The organism is Streptomyces sp. AA4, from assembly GCF_000158875.1.
In the GTDB taxonomy this organism is placed as follows: Bacteria; Actinomycetota; Actinomycetes; order Mycobacteriales; family Pseudonocardiaceae; genus Amycolatopsis.
Map to the genome: position 1 here is coordinate 6212169 of NZ_GG657746.1, position 23291 is coordinate 6235459.

The 23291-nt window shown below is 66.8% G+C and carries 15 protein-coding genes and 1 pseudogene; 5 read left to right on the top strand and 11 right to left on the bottom strand.

Going from position 1 to position 23291, the window contains the following annotated elements; translation table 11 throughout:
* Positions 1-10: 10 nt before the first annotated feature.
* The 3 genes from SSMG_RS28390 to SSMG_RS45635 all read right to left on the bottom strand — a co-directional run bounded on the left by SSMG_RS28390 (position 11) and on the right by SSMG_RS45635 (position 1775).
* Complete coding sequence (locus SSMG_RS28390; protein ID WP_009081696.1) at positions 11-562, bottom strand: archaeosortase/exosortase family protein; 552 nt, start codon at positions 560-562, stop codon at positions 11-13.
* Positions 563-569: 7 nt separating this feature from the next.
* Positions 570-743 carry a hypothetical protein gene (locus SSMG_RS45630; protein ID WP_009081698.1) on the bottom strand — a complete coding sequence of 58 codons (174 nt, stop codon included), beginning with the start codon at positions 741-743 and terminating at the stop codon, positions 570-572.
* Between the two features lie 75 nt (positions 744-818).
* The gene (locus SSMG_RS45635) at positions 819-1775 is read right to left on the bottom strand and encodes a hypothetical protein (protein ID WP_009081699.1); all 957 of its coding nucleotides are present in this window, start codon (positions 1773-1775) and stop codon (positions 819-821) included.
* Between the two features lie 486 nt (positions 1776-2261).
* Between SSMG_RS45635 and murC the strand changes: the two genes are divergently transcribed.
* From murC to SSMG_RS45640, 3 genes and pseudogenes are all read left to right on the top strand, one after another.
* Complete coding sequence (gene murC, locus SSMG_RS28400; protein WP_009081701.1) at positions 2262-3707, top strand: UDP-N-acetylmuramate--L-alanine ligase; 1446 nt, start codon at positions 2262-2264, stop codon at positions 3705-3707.
* Positions 3704-4357 (top strand): hypothetical protein, encoded by a 654-nt coding sequence (locus tag SSMG_RS42660; RefSeq protein ID WP_009081703.1) that lies wholly within the window; start codon positions 3704-3706, stop codon positions 4355-4357. Before murC ends, SSMG_RS42660 begins: the two co-directional genes overlap by 4 nt.
* 123 nt (positions 4358-4480) lie before the next feature.
* Positions 4481-4587, top strand: a pseudogene (locus tag SSMG_RS45640) (NAD(P)-dependent oxidoreductase); the annotation flags it as partial.
* A gap of 646 nt (positions 4588-5233) precedes the next feature.
* Here the strand turns inward: SSMG_RS45640 and SSMG_RS28415 are convergent.
* Both SSMG_RS28415 and SSMG_RS28420 read right to left on the bottom strand, forming a co-directional pair.
* A complete protein-coding gene (locus SSMG_RS28415; RefSeq protein ID WP_037715136.1) occupies positions 5234-8110 on the bottom strand; it encodes a penicillin acylase family protein in 2877 nt (958 codons plus the stop codon).
* Between the two features lie 418 nt (positions 8111-8528).
* Positions 8529-10238 (bottom strand): hypothetical protein, encoded by a 1710-nt coding sequence (locus tag SSMG_RS28420; RefSeq protein WP_009081708.1) that lies wholly within the window; start codon positions 10236-10238, stop codon positions 8529-8531.
* 549 nt (positions 10239-10787) lie between these two features.
* On the opposite strand from SSMG_RS28420, the gene SSMG_RS28425 reads away from it, so the two are divergent.
* Positions 10788-11474 carry a response regulator transcription factor gene (locus SSMG_RS28425; RefSeq protein ID WP_037715140.1) on the top strand — a complete coding sequence of 229 codons (687 nt, stop codon included), beginning with the start codon at positions 10788-10790 and terminating at the stop codon, positions 11472-11474.
* 104 nt (positions 11475-11578) lie between these two features.
* The gene (locus SSMG_RS28430; protein ID WP_037715143.1) at positions 11579-11950 is read left to right on the top strand and encodes a response regulator transcription factor; all 372 of its coding nucleotides are present in this window, start codon (positions 11579-11581) and stop codon (positions 11948-11950) included.
* Positions 11951-12808: 858 nt separating this feature from the next.
* On the opposite strand, the gene SSMG_RS28435 is transcribed toward SSMG_RS28430, so the two are convergent.
* From SSMG_RS28435 to wecB, 6 genes are all read right to left on the bottom strand, one after another.
* Positions 12809-14353: a hypothetical protein gene (locus SSMG_RS28435; RefSeq protein ID WP_158688104.1), complete on the bottom strand. Its 1545-nt coding sequence runs from the start codon at positions 14351-14353 to the stop codon at positions 12809-12811.
* Positions 14354-16249: 1896 nt separating this feature from the next.
* On the bottom strand, positions 16250-18976 hold the full coding sequence (locus SSMG_RS28440) for a penicillin acylase family protein (protein ID WP_234392758.1): 2727 nt from the start codon (positions 18974-18976) through the stop codon (positions 16250-16252).
* 354 nt (positions 18977-19330) lie between these two features.
* Positions 19331-21025, bottom strand: coding sequence for a hypothetical protein (locus SSMG_RS28445; RefSeq protein WP_158688105.1), 1695 nt, complete (start codon positions 21023-21025; stop codon positions 19331-19333).
* Positions 21026-21296: 271 nt separating this feature from the next.
* On the bottom strand, positions 21297-21452 hold the full coding sequence (locus tag SSMG_RS45645; RefSeq protein ID WP_158688106.1) for a hypothetical protein: 156 nt from the start codon (positions 21450-21452) through the stop codon (positions 21297-21299).
* The gene (locus SSMG_RS28450; RefSeq protein WP_009081722.1) at positions 21449-22147 is read right to left on the bottom strand and encodes a class E sortase; all 699 of its coding nucleotides are present in this window, start codon (positions 22145-22147) and stop codon (positions 21449-21451) included. Before SSMG_RS28450 ends, SSMG_RS45645 begins: the two co-directional genes overlap by 4 nt.
* On the bottom strand, positions 22144-23289 hold the full coding sequence (gene wecB / locus SSMG_RS28455; RefSeq protein WP_100266913.1) for a non-hydrolyzing UDP-N-acetylglucosamine 2-epimerase: 1146 nt from the start codon (positions 23287-23289) through the stop codon (positions 22144-22146). The genes SSMG_RS28450 and wecB overlap by 4 nt, the downstream gene beginning before the upstream one ends.
* Positions 23290-23291: the final 2 nt, after the last annotated feature.

Below are 23291 nucleotides of genomic sequence, written 5' to 3' on the forward strand. Positions count from 1 at the left end.
CGCATTCCCCTCATGCCTCGTCGCGCCGGCGGCGGCCGCGGATGATCAGGTAGAAGACGATCAGCGCCCCGACAACGCCGATGAGACTGAGAACCGAGCCGAAGACGGTGTGCGACCAGAAGATGCCTTCCCGCCGCCAGCGCGAATCCGCCCACGCGATCATCACCAGCCGCACCTGATTGGCCAGCACCAGCAGGGCGGTGGTGGCGAGCAGCGCGGCGACCACCCGCCGGACCGGGAACCTGTCGAAATACGCGGCGATCGCCGCCGCAGCGAACAGCGGCAACGCCAAGACGAACGCACTGCACCCGGACGAAACCCGCAACCCGGCCGGATACTTCCCGCCGAGTCCGAAGTAGAACGCCCCGTCCGCCGGGTCGAACGAACTCCCCCCGGGCACGACCGCGGACACCCAGCGGGACGCCAGCCACGCCTCCGCCGTCAGGTAGGTCTGGGTGGCCACCACGAAGGTCACCACGATCGCTGCCAGCGACACGCTCAACGCGAGGGCGATGATCCGGCGACTCGCGCGAGGCTGGGACGTACCGGCTGACATGGTCATGATTCGCTCAGTCCAGTGCGTTTCTGCGCAACCGGGCGCTGCGCACCAGGAACGCGCCGACGACCAGCAACACCAGCGCCGTCAACAGGAAAGCGAGGGTGTTGAAACCGGTGAGCGCCAGAGCCGCGGGAGCCCCGGCGGCCGTCGACGGCGGAAGCCCGCCGCCACCACTTCCGTACATGATTTTCTCCTTGCCTGGTCGTGCCTCGGGGCGGGCGGAGCGCGACCGGATCGCGCTCCACCCGCGGGAAACTGCTCAGCTGTCCGAAGAATCGGCGCCGTACCGGCGCCGGTAGAACACGAACGCACCCGCGGCGGCAGCCGCCGACAGGCCCGTCGCCCCGCCGACCGCCGCGGCCGGGGACATCACCGGGACGTCCTCCACCGGAGTGCCGGGGTGGCATTCGACGTGCCCGAGGTTGATGTTCTGCCCGAGGACGCCGGCCGAGATCGCGTCCAGCGAAATGCCGCCGTCGGGCAAGTTGTTCACGACCTTCGTGCTGGCGGTGATGATCCCGGGAATGTTGATCCCGCCGTTCGTGATCCAGCTCGAGGAGAACGGAAGATCCACCCATCCGACAACGGGCACCTGGACCGAGATGCTGCCCGACACGGCCGCACCGTCAACGGTGGCCTGGGTGCCGACCGGACCAGCCTTGCAACTCGGATTGATGCCCGTCAGCGTTATCTTGAACCCAGTTTTGGCCCACGACGTGACCTTGGCCGCAGAGTAGAAGAAAGTGCTGGCGGGCCAAGGGAGAAGGTTGCCGATCGTGTTGGCAAGATCGCCGAGGCTCAGCGACATGCCGAGCGTGGCCGTTGCGCCAGTAGCTTTCGCTGTCGACACCCCGGTAGTCGGGTCCGCCGTCGTGGTGACCGTCAGCGCGCCCGCACCGCCTTCCCCTCCCAGGCCGACGGTCACTAGTCCCCCGAGCGTGAAGTCCGGGATCGTCGCCAGCGAGTTGCTCGGAACCTTCGCGGAAGGATCGAACGACGGCGCGACCGGAGACGCGGCCGGCAGCAGGGTGGACCCGCCGGTCGCGAACTTGAAGACCGCCCCGTCCACCCCCGCGATGTACCCGTAAGACCAAGGCTTGACCGGCGCCGCGGGCGCCGGCGCCGCCGCGTTCGCCACCCCTGCCACCCCGAGGGCTCCGGTGAGCCCCACCACTCCCACCGTCGCGGAGAGCGCGACTATCCGTCTGAATCTCATGTGAAACCGTTCCTAACGTCATTTAGCCGGCACATGATCACCCGCACCGCGAAATCGCCCGGCGGGGGCGCACGAATATTGGCAAGCAGCCCCCGGCCCGGCAAGGATATCCCAGAAGTTCATCCTTTTGGACAGCTAAAATCAAACGTCGGGCAAACCGGATTCTTCCCGTCCGGAAGATGAACAATTGCACTTTCGGGACTGATCGACGGTGCCCCGCCGCGCTCCCGAGGGCATACCGAAACCTGCCAACTGCTGCGGAATCACCGCCGAGGTCCGCCTCGACCCGGTACCGGACCTGCCCGGCCCGTACGAGAAAGAAACGCTCGATGACAAAATTCACTCAGTCCAGTCGTACATTTTCCCGGCTCGCTTGGGAATTTTCTCCTTGCCGCTCCGCGAATTTCCCGGCAATGCGCCGGCTGTTACAAGACGGTGACCAAATCCCGACAAGTCCGCTAAGAAGAGACCGGAGCATTGCCGGGTATGAGCTTCTCGTTGCGGACCACCGGAACCCCGGAACCGGATCTCGGCGAAGTCGCGAGGCTGGGCCGGGTCCATCTCGTCGGCTGCGGCGGCGTCGGCATGGCCAGCCTGGCCGAAGCACTGCGCTTGCGCGGCTTGCCGGTGAGCGGAAGCGAGGTCGAGGACCGGCCGGAGCTGGCGCAGCTGCGCAGAGCGGGGTGCACGGTCTACGCGGGGCACAGTGAAAAGAACCTCGAGGGCGTCGACACTGTCGTCTATTCCACGGCGGTTCCGCGCGACAACGTCGAAGTCCGTACTGCCGTGAAACGCGGCCTTCGGGTGGCGCATCGATCCACTGCCCTCGCGGCGCTCATGCGGGGCCGGTTCTCCGTGGCGGTGGCCGGGACACACGGCAAGACGTCGACCGCGGCGATGCTGGTGAGTGCCCTGTCCGGGGCGGGAATGTCCCCGGATTACGTCATCGGCGGCCGGGTGGGCGGCCGGTCGGGGACGGGGCTCGGCGAAACCTCGACCATCGTCGTCGAGGCGGACGAAAGCGACGGCTCGCTCGTCGCCTACCAGCCGGACGTGGTCGTGATCACCAATATCGACGCCGACCACCTCGACCAGTACGAGGACGTCGACACGCTGGCCCGGGCCTTCGCCGGATTCGCCGAACGAGCCGGCACGACCGGTTTCGTGGTCATGCCGGAAGACGACCCCCATTCGCGCTGGGTCACCCGATACCTTCGGGCGAAAGGCATCCGGGTGTTCACCTTCGGCGAAGGCAGCCCGGCCGACCTGTCGATCCGCCTCGAGAGCGAACTTCCCGGCTCAGTGCGCTTCACCGCCCGGTTCCGTGATGACGACGAAGCGGCAGTGGAAGTTCCGGTCCCGGGCAGCCACATGGCGCGAAACGCCGGCGCCGCACTGCTGACCGCTGTGAAGCTGGGGGCGTCCCGGTCCGGCGCGGTCCTCGGCCTCGCGCAATACCCCGGCGTCGGCAGGCGATTCGAGCTCAAGGGCGAGCCACGGGGAATTCGCGTCTATGACGATTACGCGTGCCACCACACGTCTATCCGCGCCTCGCTGACCGCGCTGCGGCGGACGGCGATGGGTGGCCGGCTGATCGCGGTCGCCGAGCCCTGCCGGCAGTACCGGCTGGCTCAATTCCAGGCGGAGATCGCGGACGCGCTCGCCGTCGCCGACCGGGTCGTCGTGCTGCCGGTCTTCGATGCGGACCGCTCCTTCGACCACTGTGCTCCGGCGGAAGCGCTGACGTCGTTGGTGAACCTGCCCGGCCACGACAAGTACCTGGCCCGTACCCCGGACGCCGCCGCACGCGCGGTCGGCCAGTTCGCGCGGCCCGGCGACCTGGTGGTCACTCTGGGCGCGCCGGGGATGGCGCGCACGGCCGAACAGATCGTCGAGACCCTCGCCCACCGCACGCGAAAGGCCGGAAAATGAAACTCCCTGGCGAAGCGCGCGAACTGGCCCAAGCGCGGACGACGGCCCGCCGCCGTGCGTGCAGCGCCGCCAGTATCCGGGCGCTGGCCCGTGACAGCCGCCCGAGCCGGAACTTCCGGCGCGTCTGCCAGTCCGGCCGCCGCTCGGCGGTCTGCGAAGTCGGGTCGGCAGACCAGGCACGGACCGCGGTGCGGCGGGGCTGTGCGGCGGTCGGCGTTCGCACCTGGCCGGAGCACCGGGCCGACCTGTTCGAGGTACTGGCCGGGGTTTGCCTGGCGACGGACGCTCCGACGCTCCAGCGCGACCTGATCGTCTCCGAGTATCAGGTATGGGAGGCAAGGGCTTTCGGCGCGGACGCCGTCACCTTGCTGCCGGCGCTGGCCGAGCCCGGCGAGCTGGCGCGTCTCGCCGCGGTGACCGAGAAGGCGGGGATGACTCCGGTGTTCGAGATCTACGACAAGGACGACGCGGAAGTGGCACGGGATCTCGGTGCGCAGGTGACCGTGGTGGCGGGTGCCGACTTCGACGACGCGCGAGCCATCCGCACGAGCCTGCCGCCGACGCTGCTGGTGCTCGCCGAGGCAGGCGGGGACATGGCACTGATCGGCGGACCGCTCCTCCCCCGGAATGCGAAAGACCTGGCAACCTGACCGGCCTAAACCGGCACGGATCGCGGCGCAGCTTCCCTGGGCACCGCGCTCACCGGGTACGACTGCGAACCGGCGGTGGCCGGTCTGGTCCGGGAGAGGGCTCGGCGGCTGGGCGACGCGCCGGGAAACGAGCTGCGCGATCTGACCGTGGGCGTGCTCGGCACCGGACGAATCGGCACCGCGGTCGTCAACCGGCTGCGGGCTTCGGTTGCCGCGTCCTCGCCTGCGACGTCCGCCCCAGCGTGGCAGCCTTGACGCGCCTGCAGCGGCTGCCGAAACTTCGAGAAGGGGAGGCAGCATGGATGACGTCCGGGTCGGCATCGTCTCCGGCGGGAGTTCCGAGGAGCGTCCCGTCTCGGTCACATCCGCGCAGTAAATCGCGAAGCGCCTCACCTCGTGCGCTACGAGCCGTACTGGATCGGGATCACCAAGCGCGGTGAGTGGAAGCTCTGCGACAGCGCCAGGCTGCGGCCGCACCCGAACCGCGGCAGCGTTGCCGGGCGCGGTGCCCTCAGCCCGGCAGGTTCTCCGCCGTAGCCTCGCCCCGGAGCGCTCATCGAGCGATCGCCGGCCGCCCGACGGCTGGCAGAAGACGAACCGACCGAAACCTGGCGCGCACCCGGCCCGGCCGGAAACCGCCACCCGGCCAGCAGAACCAGCGAGGCACCCGGCCCGGCCGGAAACCACGTGGCCAGCCGAAACGACTCGCCCCGGGGAGCGCTGCCGAAGCGAACAGGCGAGCAGCCCGCGGGATGCGGCAACCCGGGCGAAATCGGCGAACCCGGTACAACGCCAAGCCGCCGTGGTGGCGAGGCCCGTTCTGCCTCGCCGCCACGGCGGCCGCTTCCGACTGCGATCCGAGAGCCGCGCCGGCGCTCAGCGATGCTTCGGGAATTCCACCACCTGCTGATACGTCGGACGGTTCTGCCATCCGATCCCCGGCACCTTCAACACGCCCATCTGCAGGAACTGGATCGAATCCGCACACACCGCGTCCCCGGCAGTGGAACAGTACTTATCCTTCGGATAGACCTCCGCGGCCGGCTTCGCGATCGCTTCCTTGAGCGTCGTCAACAAAGTGTCCCGGCACTTGTCCAGCGGCCCGCAGAAGCTCGTCGGCAGAGGCCCGTTTACCTGGCTTCCCAGGGTGGCGCGCAGGTCCTTGTCGACGTACGACCACCAGCCGTACTCGAAGGCCGATCCGCGGTGCGCCGCCTCCTGCGCGCCCGGCGGCGGCGTCGACGGAGCCTCGTCGACCGGCAGGTTCTGCACCACCGCGTTGTACAGGTCGTCGCCCATGCCCGGCTGGAACACCGCCTTCACCAGCAACGGCCACCACGCATCCATGACCTTGATGGCGCGGCTGTCGATGTAGACCTTGGCTCCGGGCATCGTGGTCCGCTTCGCCCCGTTGTCAAGCCACCGCCGCAGATCCGTAATCCCCTTGCGCACAGCGGGATCGAGGCTGCCAGAGGCACTGTCGAGCACTTGGAGGAGGTTCGGGAGGACCTTTTCGCCGCGCAGATCCGTGACCGCCGCTTCTTCCATCGCCTTCACCAGATCGGCCCGGTCGATCTTGTTCCCGTTCGCGATCAGATTCTTCACCCGGCCGTCCAGCAGATCCCCCCGATGCACCCCGCCGTCCCCGAACGACCCGTTGACCTGCCCCGCCGCCGACTTGTTGTTCCAACTGACATAATAATCCTGATCAGTCGAACTCGGATGCTGCTCCGCCGGCATCCCCTCCACGACATTCGTCCGCGCATCCCAATTCCGCCACTCCGTCTCCGGCTTCGCCCACACCGGCAAATTCGGATCAACATTCCCCGCCCGCACCGGCTGCAACCCCGAATTGAAAAACGCCGTGTGATCCGCGTCCACATAAAACCAGTTGAACGTCATCCCGATATCCGACACCGCGGCCTTGAAATCCTCCGGCCCCCGCACCCGCGCCGGATCATTCAACCTCAAAAACCCGACCGCCGAATCCAGCTCGTTCAAATACGTCGACCGCAGCTCCGCATACGCGACCGGAACCCCGCCCACCGTCGCCCGCTGACGCACCAACCCGTACTTCGTCCGCAACACCCGCAACCCGTCCGGACTCACCACCGGATCCATCGCCCGGCATTCGGCACCGTCCAGATACCCCATCGAATCCCGGCGCGCCGCACTCCCGTCCGCATTGCACAACCTCACCGCATAAGTATCGACAATGCTCTGATGCGCCGACGTCGCACTCCACGAATAATCCGGACCACGACCGATCTGCACATACGGACCAGTACCCGGGAACATCACCCCCCGCGCACGAATACCCGGCCCCTCGATATCCTGCAACATCAAAATCTCCGGAGCGAAATACCCCGTCTGCGGCCCGAACACCGCAACCGGATGACCGCTCTTCGAATGCGCACCCGAAACCACCAACGCATTCGACATCCCCTTGCTCGGACCGACCGGCTTCCCCGGCGAAACCACCGAACCCGCAGCCGCCGAACCCGTCCCGCCCGCACCATCCCTGATCGGCTCGTACGTCAACGACCCCGCATCAGGCATCGCCACCTCCCGCGGGTCCTGCGGGCTGACTCCATACGGAACCTTCGCCGGACCATGCTGCGTCACCGTCGTCTCCGGATCCTCCTCCGTCCGAAGCGAAGCCCACAACCTGTCACCCAACTCCTTCCCGTACTTCTGCTCCGCCGCCACCTTCGCCGCCGCAGCCACCGCCTGACTACCACCCGCCGCACCGAACTGACCGCCCAACAACGTCACCAACGCGACAACATCACTAGTGGTGAAGGGATCTATGGGTGGTGGAGTGCGCACCGTCCCCAGCGCAGTCAACAGGTCGCCCGAGTTGACCATCTCGACGATTTTGTTCACGTCCGTGGGCAGGCCTTTGAGCGTGTACTCCACGGGGACCTCTGGCTTGGTAAAGATATAGTCCAGAGGAAATGCGCTCTTACTGGCCTCGATCTTCTTGATGTAGGCATTGATGCCCCCGACATACGATTCCAGGTCCTTGACGACCTGCTTTTCATCGGCCGTTCCCGCAGCCAGCCGATCGAGCTGCGCCTGCCGATCCTCCGGTTTTTCCGCGATCTTCGGCCACAGCTCGTCCTGAAAACTGGCCGCGTCCCCTCCGCCGAACTTCCCGACCGAACCCTTGGCCACGTTGCGCAGCAGATCCATCAGGAAGAGCCGATCCTGCGCGGTCGCGTAACCCGAGCCGAATGTCGCACCCTCGCGCGTCGTGCCCTTGATATGCGGAACCCCGAGGGAGTCCCGGGCAATGGTGACGTCCGACCGGCCGCCGACCTGTTCGGCGGCGCCGACCGCCCCGCCGAACGACGAGGAGTTCATGAACTCCCCGATCTTCTCGTTCGTCAGTCCCGGATAACCCTGTCGCAGCTGATCGTAGGGCGGTGCCTGGTCATCGCCGTTCTTGATTTTCACATTGCGACCGGTCAAATTTTTCACGTTCTCGAGCAAGCGGTTCTTGGCGTTGTCCAGCCCGTTGAATGGATTGACACCCTCGATAAGGTAGCTGCGCGGCACAGTGCCGCCCTGCCCGCCCGGCAGGATGTCATGACACTGATTCCCGCAATAGTCGGCATAATCGTCCGGGTTCGTTCCGGGCGAAGCGCCCGCCTCGCCGGGCACCACCATCGCCGCCATGACCACGACCGAAACCGCGACCGTGGCCCGCCGGAAAAAACTCGTCTTGCGAGCAACGCTGCTCCTTGACATACGACACTCCTTGGTGCACATCACGCGACATGCGAAACAGACTTGCCGACCACTTCACGAAATTCGAGAATCTTCCCGATCGCCGATCGACTCGACGCCCGGCCAGTCAATTACAGAAATATAACCCACCCAGTGAACGAAGCTACCCGAACCTGGGAAAACACTATCAAACAGGTGATATTTTCACCCGTTCTGGTGACACGTCCACCCATTCCGAAAAGACGAACTCCCCGCGACGCATTCCACGCACTCTGGAGAATGACCGAACAACATCGACCCGCTGCTCACCACCCGGAACGGCAGGCTTTCTGTTCCCGAGCCGCGACAACGAATGGATTGCGCCGGTAAATTCCGCTGGACGCGACCTGGAAGCCGGAATCTCCCCCAGGCCGCGTCCCGCCGGCCGCCCTGGTTCAGCTCACAGCACGTTGCCCTTGAGTTCAGTGGTGCCGATGCCTTCGACCGTCGCCTGTCCGCCGGTCTTCTCGCCGGCCGTCGCGTTCGCCTCGGCCGTCGCCTCGACTGTCACGCCGATCTTGATCGAGGAGTAGTCGCCGACCAGTCTCTTGATCACGTCCGCACCGGGGAAAGCGAACGTCATCGTCTTCCCGTCCGGGGTGACCGTGACGGCGTTGGCCAGCCCCACCCACTCCTTGTTGTTGCGGTCGTCCTTGTCCCCGGCGGCCGCGGTGATGTTGAACGAGCCGTAGGCGGGGGAAGAAGTGTCCGAGACCCGCTGGAACGTGAAACCGTCCGGAGCCCGGATGGTCATCCGCTTTCCCGCGATCGAGGAAAGATCGCCGTTCTGCGGCTGGATGACGAAGGTCAGGCCGGCGGCCTTGCCCGGTGCGGCGTACGGCTTCCAGACCTGTTCGACCTGCGAAGGCTCGGGTGCGGGCTCACTCTTGACGGCCTTCGGGTCGGAGAACAGCGCGTCCGAAGCCGCCGTGGCCGCGTCCGTCGCCCGGATCCGGATCGTCGCTCCGTCCGGCAGGTCCTTGTTCAGCGTGACCTGCGCCGTGCCGTTGCGGACGGTCGCGGAAGAACCGGCCTGCGCGCCGTTCTCGCCGACAGGCGTGACCGCGGATCCCTCGCTGCCGGACACCGTCAGCACCTGACCGGGCGACACCGTGCCGGTCTTCGGGTCAGTGACGACCGGCCGGGCGAGGGCGGGAAGGACCGTCAGTTCGCCGGTCTCCGACGGGGCGGTGGCTCCCTCCGCCTCGGAAGTGACGAAGAAGCTCCTGGGCTTGCCGTCCGCGGGCACGCCCGGAGGAAGTTTCAGCTCCCACTCGCCGGTGTTCCCGACGTAGGCGGTGGGCGTCGGATACGGCTTCCCGTCGATGTTCCACCTGATCACCGTCCCGCGCGGGCCCGTCCCGCGGATGCTGCCGCCCTCGTGGAGGACGATCTTGCCCGGGCCTTGGACAGCGGGCTTGTCCGGAGTCTTCGGGAGGTCCACGGGGAGAGAGGTGCGGCCCACGAGCTCGGCCGGCTGCGCACCGGTGCCGCCGTCGAGCCGGACGACGCCTTCGACGTCGATGTTCTCGCCGAGCCCGGCCGGAACGCGGAATTGACAGGTCGCGACGAGAGAATAGGTGAGCAGCTTGCTCAAGTCTTCGCCGGGATCCCCGCCATTGGCCACTTTCGTGATGGCCTTCTGAATGGAGGCCGCGAACTCGGCGGGGTCGACGACCTTGTTGCTTCCGTCGTGCCGGCCGTTCTCGATCCGGACAGTTCCATACGCGTCGTCGTAGTCGTCGCACGCGTAGCCGTCGAGATTGATCGTGCTGGTCTGCGAAGAGCCGAGCGTGCGGAGGTCATGCAGGACCTCCAACTGGCCGCCGCTGACCCCCTTCGCCGAGGCCAGGGTCTGGATGCGGGCCAGGTCGAAGGACATGGCAACGGTCACCACACTCCCGAGCCCGGCCCCGGCAGCCGGTGCGTCGGTGGAAAAATGCATGCTGGCCGGCGTGCCCGCTGCCGAGGGCAGCGCACGATACTGGCCCTCGGGAGCAGCCGAGGCGACGCTCGCACCGAGCGCACCGCCGACACCGGCGGCACTCAGCGTCGCGACAGCGACCGCTTTGACGGCGTTCCTCGCAACGCGTCTCATCGCGTTTGCCATGAAGAGTCTTCTTTCCCTATGAAGTCCGGCGACGTTGCCAACTCCACCCGTGCCGGTGAATCGCGGTGATTTACCCGGACCTTAGGTCGCCGAAGCCATGTCGGCAATATCACAAGGTGATTTTGGTGAGGGTACGCAACCAATTCTGGGAAGAATCACCCGCACAGTTGATGATATTTTCATGCCCTCCGGGGGCCGGCGCTTCGCCCTTCAAGGTGCGCCAGGCAAGGCAGACCACCGAGATGCCGGGGTTTCCGGCGGATGCGCCCGGAAGCGACCGGACAGCGGAATGAGATGTTCACCGGCGGTCCGGGAGTTTTTGCATTCCCCGGCTGCGCGCGCGATGCTGCGCTACCAGCCACGCCGGCCGATGCGGTAAAACTGTTTCCGCATCTTCCGTATTTCCCGGCGACCCCGGGCTCGATTGACGGAAAACGACCGGGGACCCCGGCCACCCTCTTCGGCGGACCACGTCGAGCGAAGCAGTTCATGAGCGACGGCCGTGACCTGCCCTCCCGCCGAGCACACCGCACCTCGGAAGGAAACCCGATGGCTCCGGTTCCCCTGCTTGCGCGGAAGACCTCGAACGACCTGCCCCGCCGGGTCGGGACACCGCCGTTCGCCGTCTCCTCGGCCGACGGGGACATCCTGTTCCGGCTCGGGGCCAAAGTCGTGGTCGACCGAGCACGCCGGCTCCGCTGGGCCGGCGCGAGCGAAGACGGCAACCGCGCACTGGCGCACCGCAGCCGGGTCCGGCCGCACATCCCGCTCCTCGACGCACGTCTCGACGTCGGCGGCAACCGAGTCCGCGCCGCGCACTCCAGCCCGGCCGCAAGGCGGACCACTTTCCTGACCAGCCCCGCGGAACCCGAGAGCGGGCGAGTCGGCAAGTTCGCCGAATACGGCGCCGCCTGCCTGATCGACCGCTCCGACCGCCCGGCCCGGATCATCCACTGCCACCTCTGCGGCCGGTCCGCCGGTTTCTCCCCGGAAGCCCGCTGGCAAGCCATTCCGCGCACCCGCTGCCGGGCCGGCGATGAACTCTCCTTGCGAGAGATGCAGATTCTCTGCCTGATCAGCATCGGCACCACGAACGACGAGATCGCGGAAACCCCTTCCGGTTCCCCGGAAAAGTCGCAGCCGCGTCAAGAACGTGGTGCCGGCAATCGCGCCCAAGCAGTGGCACTCGGACCTCTCGGCAACCGACTCCGCACGGACTCGCCACGGCCGAAATGACCCGCGCCGGGTCGTCTCCCGACCCGCGCCACCTCCCCGAACGGCGCCTGCCCGCCTCCGCCACGCCTGCTCAGTGCCCCGCATCCGATCAGAAGGAACGCATCATGACCGAACCGGCCAACCCCAGAGGCACCGTTTTCATCGGTGCCGACCGGGACGCGATCACTGTGGCTCGCGGCTACCTGGAGTCCAGGGGAATCGAACTGACGGCGGTCACCAGATCGACCAGCGTGCTGCAGATCTTCGTGAATTCCGACGCCATCGCCGGGGCACGCACGCAGGCGGACTCCATCACGGACTCGTCCCTGCTGCAGCTGCAGATGATCGCATGGGGAATGACGAACGCCGAGATCAGCAAACAGCTGGGCAAGTCCGAGAACACGGTCAAGTCGAATCTGAGAAACCTGTTCCGGTTGATCGGTGCGCGTGATCGCGCCCATGCGGTGCTGATCGGGTGCCGCGCGGGACTCATCTGAGCCTTCGTTATCCCCGGCAGTTCGCGCTCGTTCCGCGGAACCCGTCAGCCGGTGCCGGCTGCCGGGTTCTCCTGTTTGGCCCACGGGCCAGGCGAATGACGGGCGGGAGTCCGAGCCGGCGAACCGCTCGTGCTCCCCTGGCTGCGAAACCGCCTCCGGGCGCAGACGCCTGCCGGTGCCCGTGCGCCTGCGGGCAACCCCTCCTCTGACCGCCACGACGGCTCCTGCCGCCGCACCCGGTCCCGCCGTGCCTCGACTCCTGGGCTGCGGCTCTGTGGTGCCCGCTCAGCCGGCCGGGCCGGCCGGGGTGCCGATCGACACCGGGACTCCCTGCGGCACCACCGCAAACACCCGACCACGCGCGCCCAAAGCGCCATTGCCGCCGCCCACGCAGTGATGCCCGCTCAGCCGGCCAGACCCCGAACGAGGTGCCGATCGACACCGGGACTCCCTGCGGCACCACCGCAGACACCCGACCACGCGCGCCCGAAGCGCCATTGCCGCGGGCGACGCAGTGATGCCTGCTCTCCCTGGGATTCGCCGGAACTCCACCCGTCCGTACCACCTCGCCGTCCGGACGGTGCAGTCCAGCGCAAGCGGAGGTCGCCGCGTTTCCGGTCGGCGAAGAAGCGGTCGCGGGGAGCACAGTTCGCGACGTCGCCGGTACTCGCTTCGCAAGCTTGACCTTCGCTGTCCCAGCCCCGCCCGCCCCGTTTGCGGCCCGGGCCCGGCAGCCGGGCGGCAACGAACCCGATACGACAGAAACGCGGCCCGGAGAGATGCTCTCTCTCCGGGCCACGTTCGCTTGTCGCGGTCAGCCGGCCGTCGTTACCGCAGGCGGCCGCGTTCCGCTGCCGTTCACTTCACCGCGCCCGTGAGCTTGGTGGAGCCGAAGCCGTCGACCGTCACGTTGCCCGGGTTCTTGTCGCCCGGGGCCGCGTTCGCGTCGGCGGTCGCGGTGAACGAAACGCCGATCTGAATCACGTTGGCGACGCCCTCGCTCGCGTTCTTGATCTTGTCCGCCCCGGGGAAGGTGAACGTCATGGTCTTGCCGTCCGGGGTGACCTGGACGTCGTCGCCCAGCCAGATGTAGTTCTTGCCCGCCTCGCCGGCGGCATTGCCGGTGGCCGCCGTCACGTTGTAGCTCCCGCTGTCGAGCCGCTTGACGGTGAAGCCGTCCGGAACCTGAACCGTGATCTTCTTGCCGGCAAGCGACAGCAGGTCGCCGTTGGCGGGCTTGATCGCGAAAGTCGCGTTCGCGGTCTCGCCGGGCTTCGCGCTCAGCGCCTGAGTCTGGAAGACCTGGACCGGCACCGGAGGAGTATCGCCCTTGACGGTCTTCGGGTCGGAGAGCACGGGGGAAGTGCCCTCAGTACCCGTAGCCCGGATCTGGATCTTCGTGTCCGGCGCGATGTCCTTGTTCAGCGTGACCTTCGCGGTTCCGTTCGTGACAGTCGCGGAGGTGCCGACCGGATTGCCGTTCCCGTCGACCGGGGTGACCGTGGATCCGTCGCTGCCGGAAACCGTCAGCTCTTGCCCGGCCGAGACAGTGTCGCCCTTGGGATCGGTGATCTCCGGCTTCTTCAGCTCGGGAATGACCGTCAGGCTGTGGGCATCCGAGGAGGCCACGCCGCTGCCGCCGTCGTTGCGGGACTTCACCACGAGAGGCTGCGGCTTGCCGCCGTTGAGCACATTGGGCGGAAGCTTCAGCACGTACCTGCCGGAGGACTTGTCGGCCCGGACCGCGAGGTCCGAATAGTCGCGGCCGTTGATCACCGGCCAGACGAAGGAGTTCGGAGCGGCCCCGCCCGTGATCGAGCCGTTCTCCGGGACCTTGATCTCGTAACCGCCGTCGATGGTCGGCGCGGCCGGCGTCCGTTGCGCGTCGACCGTCAGCCACGAGTTGCCCGTGTTGTAGCTGGGGAGGAAGATGAAGTTCTTGCGGTTGACCTCGCCGTTGACGATGATCTTTCCGTCACTGACCGGCGGAACCTTGAAGTCGCAGTATCCACCCGACGCGCGCCCGGCGTCGTAGAGCTTCAAGACATTCAGAACATCCGCTTTGGTGATGTTCTTGAGAAGACGGTTGGCGACTTCGGTAAGCCGGCCCACCAATCCGGCGACATCAGCCGGCTGATAGGTGGTCGTGTCGTGCTGGCCGTCCTTGATGACCTCGCCGCCGTTCTTGGCGACCCAGTCGTTGCACGGCATGCCGTTCAACTTGACGGAAAAATTGGTGCTCCCCAGGAACCGGATCAGATCCTGCGTCCAATCGAACGTGGACGAGCGAGCGACATTGGGCTCGAATTCGCTGAAAATGTCCCAGGGAACCCAGTCGACGCCGACCCGCACTGTCTGGTTCGGCTGTACGACCCCTCCGTCCGCGCTGGTCCAAAACCGCATGGACGGCGGAGTACCGGTCCCCTGAGGCAGTTCAAAGTAGCCGGAAAGGTCCGGCTCGGCAGTGGGGGCGGCGGCTGCGGGCGCTGCGGCCGCAGGGGCTTCGGCCGCGGACGCGACGCCCGTACCGAGCGTGCCTCCCACGATTGCTGTCGTCAGCGCCGCGATGGTGACCGTCCGGCCGACCGTCTTCGCAACGCGTTTTTTCGCGATTGTCATGAAGCTGTCTTCTTTCGCCAAGAAGGCCGACACCTGCGACCTGTCAGATCCTCGTAGTTATCGCGGAGTTTTCTCGCGACTGACGATTACCCTACGTTGCGGAACCCGCGGCGACAACGAAACTTGCCGTTGTCGTACGCATCTTCCATCAGAACGGGTGAGCTATCCCCGTCGGTCTAGTGATATTTTCCCGTCCCGTCCGGGTTTCCCCAGCTCCAGGCAGGTATGCGGGAAACCCGGGCGCGCCGGCCCGGGACCGCCTGAACATCACCCTGGCATGAACCGCGACCCGGACGACTCACCGCGGCGCCTGGCCCGGGAATGGCCCGCCGCGGCGTGGTCCGCTCCGGCAGCCCAGTGCCCGACAGCGTGCCAGGTACCGCCCACCGGGGTTCGGCGGACCGTCTCGAAACGGATCAAGGCCCCGCCCCGGGGGACTCCGCACTGAGCCGGGTTCGTCGTCGGCTACCTGGTCACGCAGGCTTTCCGGCCGGTCGGCACGTTCCGGCCGTTCGCCGGCGAGGCGATCGCGCAGACGGCACTGGACGCCCCCGATCGCATCCTGCGGCACGGGCCGGCCGCGCCGGACACCGCGCTCGGATGCCCCCCTGCCCGCCGCTCTTCACCGGCCCTGGTGGCGTCTGGCGGCCATCACCTTCTCGGCGCAGCGGGCACCACCCGATCCAGCCCCCGGATCCGGCCGCTTGTCGTGCTTCTGACACGAACCACCGCGCAAGTGCCCCTTCGAGTGAGCAGAACACCTCACCCGAGCGCTGCCCGCGAAGACAATTCGGCAGGCAGCTTGTTCTCATCGACTTCCTTTTCCGGATTATCCGGACAGTTCTTTCCGGCCGGCTTCCCCATCGAGCAGTATTCGATGATGGTCGAATGCCATATCCGCGCCGCCGGACACGAGGACGGAGCCGGTTCACGACAGCTCAGGATCCACCCCGTTCAGGCAGGCACTGCGCTGCTCCCGTCGGAGCAGTGAGGCGACCGGGGGTGGCTGAGGCATGCTCGATACCGTGGCCGGCATACCGCACGGGAGCGGCGCGCAGGGGCCGATCCGACCTAGCGTGAACGCTATCCGGTCCGGGACTGGTGCTTGTTCCCCTGGCGCGGCAAGGATCCGAGGCCCGGCGAACGCGAGCAGGCGCTGTGGGGCAGGCCGTGGCAGCCAGGACCGGACCGGCCGGACGCGGCTTCGTACTCGGCTCGAGGGAAGCATTCCTCGGTCCGCAGACGGTCCAGGCGACACGGGTCGGCGGGCGGGGCTCGGAGCAGTTTCAGGAGACGGACTCGGCCCGATCGCCAGTACTCAGGCGGGCCGGGCCCCTTTCGCGTGCCAGCGGTACGCTTGGGCGGGCAGATCTCGTCCGCGGGGTGCTCAGTCCCCCGGTCGCGGTCAGGTGTGCTGGGGGACGGTATCTGCGGCGTCGTGGTGTTTCAGCTCTGTGCTGTCATCGCAGGGCGTCCGGAACGTGGTCAGCTCGCGTCGGCCGGAGAGCGGACGACACCGCCGGGAGCAGACGCCACGTCACTCGCTTACCGCCGCCGGAGTGGCAAAAGCAACGGAAAAGCCGCTGTGGCGGCGAGGCTGCTATCACCTCGCCGCCACAGCGGCCACCTTCGCTATACCCGGCCCGCTGCGGCTGATTCACCCGGTCGGCGCACCGGTGCTCAGCGATGCTTGGGGAATTCCACCACCTGCTGATAGGTCGGACGGTTCTGCCATCCGATCCCCGGCACCTTCAACACGCCCATCTGCAGGAACTGGATCGAATCCGCACACACCGCGTCACCCGCAGTGGAACAGTACTGATCCTTCGGGTAAACCTCCGCGGCCGGCTTCGCGATCGCTTCCTTGAGCGTCGAGTACAAGGTTTGCCAGCAGTCGCCGAGATTCCCGCAGAATTGCGTCGGCAACGGGCCGTTCACCGGCTGCCCGAGCGTCGATCGCAGGTCCTTGTCGACGTACGACCACCAGCCGTACTCGAAGGCCGATCCGCGGTGCGGTGCCACCTTCGTGCCCGGAAGCGGAGTCGACGGAGCCTCGTCGACCGGCAGGTTCTGCACCACCGCGTTGTACAGGTCGTCGCCCATGCCCGGCTGGAACACCGCCTTCACCAGCAACGGCCACCACGCATCCATGACCTTGATGGCATCGCCGTCGATATAGACCCCGGCTCCGGGCATCGTGGTCCGCTTCGCCCCACGGTCGAGCCACTGCTGCAGCGCGTTCACGGCCCGCCACACCTCCGGTTCGACCTTCGCTTGACGGGCGTAAATCACTTGGAGGAGGTTCGGGAGGACCTTTTCGCCGCGCAGATCCGTGACCGCCGCTTCTTCCATCGCCTTCACCAGATCGGCCCGGTCGATCTTGTTCCCGTTCGCGATCAGATTCCTCACCCGGCCGTCCAGCAGATCCCCCCGATGCACCCCGCCGTCCCCGAACCCGCCGACCTGCCCCGCCGCCGACTTGTTGTTCCAGCTCACGTAGTAATCCTGATCAGTCGAACCCGGATGCTGCTCCGCCGGCATCCCCGCCACGACATTCGTCCGCGCATCCCAATTCCGCCACTCCGTCTCCGGCTTCGCCCACACCGGCAAATTCGGATCAACATTCCCCGCCCGCACCGGCTGCAACCCCGAATTGAAAAACGCCGTGTGATCCGCGTCCACATAAAACCAGTTGAACGTCATCCCGATATCCGACACCGCGGCCTTGAAATCCTCCGGCCCCCGCACCCGCGCCGGATCATTCAACCTCAAAAACCCGACCGCCGAATCCAGCTCGTTCAAATACGTCGACCGCAGCTCCGCATACGCGACCGGAACCCCGCCCACCGTCGCCCGCTGACGCACCAACCCGTACTTCGTCCGCAACACCCGCAACCCGTCCGGACTCACCACCGGATCCATCGCCCGGCATTCGGCACCGTCCAGATACCCCATCGAATCCCGGCGCGCCGCACTCCCGTCCGCATTGCACAACCTCACCGCATAAGTATCGACAATGCTCTGATGCGCCGACGTCGCACTCCACGAATAATCCGGACCACGACCGATCTGCACATACGGACCAGTACCCGGGAACATCACCCCCCGCGCACGAATACCCGGCCCCTCGATATCCTGCAACATCAAAATCTCCGGAGCGAAATACCCCGTCTGCGGCCCGAACACCGCAACCGGATGACCGCTCTTCGAATGCGCACCCGAAACCACCAACGCATTCGACATCCCCTTGCTCGGACCGACCGGCTTCCCCGGCGAAACCACCGAACCCGCAGCCGCCGAACCCGTCCCGCCCGCACCATCCCTGATCGGCTCGTACGTCAACGACCCCGCATCAGGCATCGCCACCTCCCGCGGGTCCTGCGGGCTGACTCCATACGGAACCTTCGCCGGACCATGCTGCGTCACCGTCGTCTCCGGATCCTCCTCCGTCCGAAGCGAAGCCCACAACCTGTCACCCAACTCCTTCCCGTACTTCTGCTCCGCCGCCACCTTCGCCGCCGCAGCCACCGCCTGACTACCACCCGCCGCACCGAACTGACCGCCCAACAACGTCACCAACGCGACAACATCACTAGTGGTGAAGGGAGTGATCGTCGGCCTGATCGCTTGCCAGACGGATCCGGTCGCCGTGTATTCGACGGGGACCCTGGTCCTGAGCAGATCGGTTACCGGCACATCCTGCACGGAATCGATGTAGGCGTTCACCCCGGCCACATACGAGTGCAGATCACTCACGACCTGCTTTCCGTCCGGTCCCCTCGATGCCAGCCGGTCAAGCTGCGCCTGCCGGTCGTTCTCGGTTTCCGCGATCTTCGGCCACAAATCGTTCTGGAAGCTCTCGGCGGCGGACCCGGCGAACCCGACCGCCGAGCCCTTGGCCACATTGCGCAACAAATCCATCATGAAGAGCCGGTCCTCGGCAGCCGCATAACCGGAGCCGAAGGTCGCCCCTTCCCGCGTCGTGCCCTTGACGTGCGGAATACCGAGATTGTCGCGGGAGATCGTGACATCCGTCCGGCCGGCCGGCACGACGGGTTTCCACGGCGCCCCGGCCGGAATGCCGAACGACGCCGAGTTCAGGAACTTCCCGAGGTTCTCGTTCGTCAATCCCGGGTAAGCCGTCCGCAACCGATCGTAGTTCGGTCCCTGGTCGTTGCTGTGGGCCGTTTCGATCCCGCCGTTGCCGGCGATCAGCGACAAGGCATAGCTCGGAAGCTCCGACCTGGGCACTCCGCCGGCTTGCCCACCGGGCAGGATGTCGTGGCATTGGCCGCCGCAGTAGTCGTTGTGGTCAGTCGTGTCCGTTTCGGCGGCAGCCGGCACCGCCCCTGCCCCGGCCGGCACGGCTACCGCCGCGGCCAGCACCAGGACGGCGGCCCGGCGCACAAAGCCCCGCTTGCGAGCGACCCTGCTCACTGACATTCGACACTCCTCGGTACCCGTCCGATCACCCTTGAACGAACTCCCCGCCCGCCCCGGAAAAATGCGGAAACCCCACTGGCGGCCGATTTCCTGGTCAGCAAGAGAACCCGGGGATTGTATCGGGGGCCGTGCCCGGAACTCTTCAAACATGACAAAGCAATGAGAACCTGGTGACAAATTCACCGATTCGCTCCGGGACAAGACCGCACTGCCGGAACAACACGAAGACGTGGCCCGGAGAGGTCGTCATCTCTCCGGGCCACGTCCGTTCAACGCGACGGCCGGTTCCGCCGGCGCTATCGCGGTGCCTGCCGCTGCTCAGCTCACCTTGCCCTTGAGGTCGGTGGTTCCGATGCCGTCAACGGTCGCCCCTCCACCGGTCTTCTCCCCCGCCGAGGCGTTCGCATCGGCAGTGGCCACAACCGTGACGCCGATCTTGATCGACTGGCTGTTCCCGATGATTCTCTTGAGCTCTTCCGCACCGGGGAGCGTGATGGTCATCTTCTTGCCGTCGGGGCTGACCTTGACGCTGTCGCCCAGCCACGAACTCAACCCGTTGTTCTTGTCGTCCTTGTCGCCGGCCGACGCCGTGACGTTGTAGCGTTCGCCAGCCAGCGGCCGGAAGGTGAAGTCGGCCGGAGCCGTGACAGTCATCGTCTTGCCCGCGAGCGAGGAAAGGTCACCGTTCGCCGGCTGGACGGCGACAGTCAACGCAGAGGCAGCACCCGGAGCCGCGACCGGCGTACCGGCCTGATAGACCGGCCTGGGTTCGGGCGCGTCGCTCTTGACGGTCCTCCAGTCGGAGAACTCCGCATGCGGGTTCACAGTGGCGTCGTCCGTCGCCCGGATCTGGATTTCCGCACCTGGCTTCAGGTCCTTGTTCAGCGCTACCTGTGCCGTGCCGTCCTTGATGGTCGACGTGGTGCCGACCGGGTTGCCTGCCTTGTCCACCGGCGTTGCCTTGGCTCCCTCGCTGCCGGAAACCGTGACTGTCTGCCCAGGCGCCACGGGGCCGGTTGCCGGGTCGGTGATCGCCGGCTTGGCGAGATCCGGGATGACCCTCAGGTTGTGCGTGGCCGAGTCCTTGCCGACGGTCGAGCCTTGCAGGCTGGACCTGACCTTGGCCGGCACGCTGGACCCATCCGCCGGCGCAGCGGGCGGAAGCTTGATCTTCCACCGGCCGTCCGTTCCGACCGGGACGGTCGGCGACGAGTAATCCACCCCGTCGATGTTCCAGTTGACCAAGGTGCCGGGATCGCCCATGCCCTCGATCGCATCGCTCTTGTGCGCGACGATGTTGTACTTCGCGGAAATGACCGGCGCGTTCGGTTCCTTTTGGACGGCTACCGGAAGGTATGCTTTGCCCTCATAGTTCTTGTTCAGCGCACCGAAAAGGTTGTGCAGGTCGACTTTTCCTCCGATCAGGATGTTCGTATCGACGTTTTTCGGTACATTGAACGTGCACGTCGCCTGAACTCGAGAACTCAGGAACTCGGTAAATTTGCTGAGGAAAGTTTCAGAGCCGATGCTGGCGAGCAGATTTCGCGCCTGCCCGACGAATCCGAGGATATCGACCGGCTCAATATTGAGCCCGTCTTGCCGACCGCCCTCGACTGCGTCGACACCCTTTCCCGGGCCATATTTGTCGCAGTCCTGGCCGTCGATGGTGACGGTGCTGTTCTGCCAGGCGCCGATCTTGATGATATCCTGGAGGAAGTTGATCTGCGATTGCTGGGATTGCTTCGAAGGGAATGCGTCCCAAAGGTTCCACAGATCCCAGTAGACACCGACTTTGACCGGGTATCCCGGAGTGGCCTTCCCGCCGACCGCACTGGTGAAGAAGTGCATACGGGGCGACGTATCGGCCTCCGAGGTCAGCTGGTAGTACGTCGCCCCGTTCTCCGCCGATGCGATTCCGGCGCCCAGTGCGCCGCCGAGCATTGCCGTGGATAACGCTGCGATGGTAGCCGTCCTGCCGACGGTCCGCGCAACGCGGTTGAACGCGATTGCCATGAAAACGCCCTCTTTGCCCGATGGTCGACACCTGGGACACTGACAGATCACCAGTGACGCCGCGGAGGATTTCCCGGCGCGCAGCGACCTTACGCCGCCGGAGACGGGGCGACAAAGCCGTGGAACGGATTCGGGGAAATCCTGCCGCTGCCTCGCGGGAGAATATCCCGCGCACGAGGTGAAATTGTCGCCCCGGGTTCCCCGGTCTCGCAGCCTGGCGCCCGCCGGGAAGACGTGGGTGCCCGGTCCGGTAGACGCGCAGGGCACCGCGTCAGTTCATCACCGGGCTCGGGGTCATCACCCAGTCGTCCAGAAGGGGATACAAGCCGAACCACAGCCCCGCACCGGCCCCGGTGATCAGCACCGCCATCAGCACCGCCCGGAGCCAGGCCGGACCGGGCAGAATCCGCCACAGCCCCGCGATCATCCCGCACCTCCTTTCGCGGTGCTGCTGACCAGATGGGCTTCGACGATCAGCCGCTGATAGTTGTCCCACTTGGGATTGCACGTCGTCAGGGTCAGCCGGGCCACCGTCGGAACCTCCCCAGGGCGTTCGGGCACCGGCAGGAGCACCCCGGCGTCGCGCGGGGAGACGAGCCGGTTCGCGTCGACCTCGTAGACGTAGCGACGGGTCCGGTCCTCCACCGTGACCTGGTCCCCCGGCGCGATCGTGTCGAGATCCCAGAACATCCCGCGCATCCGATGCCCGGCCACGGCGAAGTTTCCGATCTGGCCGGGCATGGCGGTGCCGGAGTAATGGCCCGGTGCGTGCCGCAGGTCTCTCGACGTGGTCCCCTCGACCACCGTCCAGCGCAGACCCAGCTTCGGGATCGCCAGCACCGCGGCCGGGGCGCCCTCGGCCGGCGGTTTGTCCGGAGCCGAAGGCCCGCCGCCGACCCCGGGTTCGCTGCCCCACAGGGTCCGGAGCTCCTGGTCGAGCTGCGCCTGTACGCCGTTGAGCTCGCCGACGCGACCCCACATCTCGTAGGCGATGAAGCCCAGCAGCACCACCCCGACGACGAGCGCCAGTTCACCGCAGATCCCGAAGATCCGCCACCGCAAGCGGCCGCGCGCCGCCTTCGGCGGTCGTTCCGCCTCCTCCGCGACCGGCTGCGCCCTCATGCCGCACCCGGCCCCGTCCAGGCAAGCACCGGGCCCGAAGGGGCGAGACAGTCCCGGATGGCCGCCATGGACCGCTCCGCGGCGTCCCCCGCGCCGAACGGATTACCGATGGCAGGGCCTTTTTCCTGGCCGTTCAGCACCGCCCGCGCAGCAGTGACGACCCGTTCGAAGTCGGTGCCGACCAGTCGCGCCCATCCCGTGTCGACCGCTTCGCGGCGCTCCGTGGTCTCGCGCGCGACCAGCACCGGAACCCCGAACGTCGGGGCCTCCTCCTGGATTCCTCCGGAGTCCGTGACGACGAGGGCGGACCGCGACAGCACCCAGATGAGGTCCGGGTAGTCCAACGGCTCGGTCACCGTCACCGCGTCGCACGTTCCGAGGATGCGATGGACGATCTGGCGCACCTTCGGATTCGGGTGCGAAGGGAGGACAAAGCGCACGTCCGGGAATTCCTGGGCGATCTGCTTGACCGCGCTCAGCACTTCCCCGATGCCGCTTCGCCACGATTCGCGCCGGTGCATCGTCACCAGAACCAGCGGCCCGGGCCCGGAAAACGCCGCCGCGACCGCACTGTTCTTCGGCGGCAGGTCCAGCCTGGCAACGCACTGGGCCGCGTCCACGACCGTATTCCCGGTCACGACGATCTTTTCGTCCGGCACTCCCTCGGCCCTCAGCGCGGCCGCGGCCGCCGGCGTGGGAGCCAGGTGCAAGGCCGCGATCCGGGAAACCAGCTGGCGATTGGCTTCCTCGGGGAACGGCGACGAGAGGTCGCCGGTACGCAAACCGGCCTCCAGATGCACGACCGGAATGTGCTGCCAGAAGGCCGCCAGCGCACCGGCCAGAGTGGTGCCGGTGTCGCCCTGGACGACGACCGCGGCCGGCCGCCGTGCCGCCAGGACCCGGTCGGCCTCGGGCACCAGCCGCGCGAACAGCTCGCTCAGTGTGCCGTCCACCCGGGACAGCTGGATCCGCTCGTCCGGGACCAGCCCGAACGGCGCCAGTCCCTGGTCGACCATTTCCGGGTGCTGGCCCGTGGCGACCAGCCGGGCCCGGAACCCGAATTCCTCCGCGGCGAGCGCGATCGGCGCCAGTTTGATGGCTTCCGGCCGCGTACCCGCGAACAGCACCAATTCTCGAGACATCA

Coding starts and splice junctions, on each gene's coding strand:
- SSMG_RS42660 (WP_009081703.1), top strand. CDS start 3,704: ATGAAACTCCCTGGCGAAGCGCGCGAACTGGCCCAAGCGCGGACGACG.
- SSMG_RS28445 (WP_158688105.1), bottom strand. CDS start 21,025: ATGGCAATCGCGTTCAACCGCGTTGCGCGGACCGTCGGCAGGACGGCT.
- SSMG_RS28415 (WP_037715136.1), bottom strand. CDS start 8,110: ATGTCAAGGAGCAGCGTTGCTCGCAAGACGAGTTTTTTCCGGCGGGCC.
- SSMG_RS28420 (WP_009081708.1), bottom strand. CDS start 10,238: ATGGCAAACGCGATGAGACGCGTTGCGAGGAACGCCGTCAAAGCGGTC.
- SSMG_RS28435 (WP_158688104.1), bottom strand. CDS start 14,353: ATGCGGTTTTGGACCAGCGCGGACGGAGGGGTCGTACAGCCGAACCAG.
- SSMG_RS28430 (WP_037715143.1), top strand. CDS start 11,579: ATGACCGAACCGGCCAACCCCAGAGGCACCGTTTTCATCGGTGCCGAC.
- wecB (WP_100266913.1), bottom strand. CDS start 23,289: ATGTCTCGAGAATTGGTGCTGTTCGCGGGTACGCGGCCGGAAGCCATC.
- SSMG_RS28390 (WP_009081696.1), bottom strand. CDS start 562: ATGACCATGTCAGCCGGTACGTCCCAGCCTCGCGCGAGTCGCCGGATC.
- SSMG_RS45645 (WP_158688106.1), bottom strand. CDS start 21,452: ATGATCGCGGGGCTGTGGCGGATTCTGCCCGGTCCGGCCTGGCTCCGG.
- murC (WP_009081701.1), top strand. CDS start 2,262: ATGAGCTTCTCGTTGCGGACCACCGGAACCCCGGAACCGGATCTCGGC.
- SSMG_RS45635 (WP_009081699.1), bottom strand. CDS start 1,775: ATGAGATTCAGACGGATAGTCGCGCTCTCCGCGACGGTGGGAGTGGTG.
- SSMG_RS28425 (WP_037715140.1), top strand. CDS start 10,788: ATGGCTCCGGTTCCCCTGCTTGCGCGGAAGACCTCGAACGACCTGCCC.
- SSMG_RS28450 (WP_009081722.1), bottom strand. CDS start 22,147: ATGAGGGCGCAGCCGGTCGCGGAGGAGGCGGAACGACCGCCGAAGGCG.
- SSMG_RS45630 (WP_009081698.1), bottom strand. CDS start 743: ATGTACGGAAGTGGTGGCGGCGGGCTTCCGCCGTCGACGGCCGCCGGG.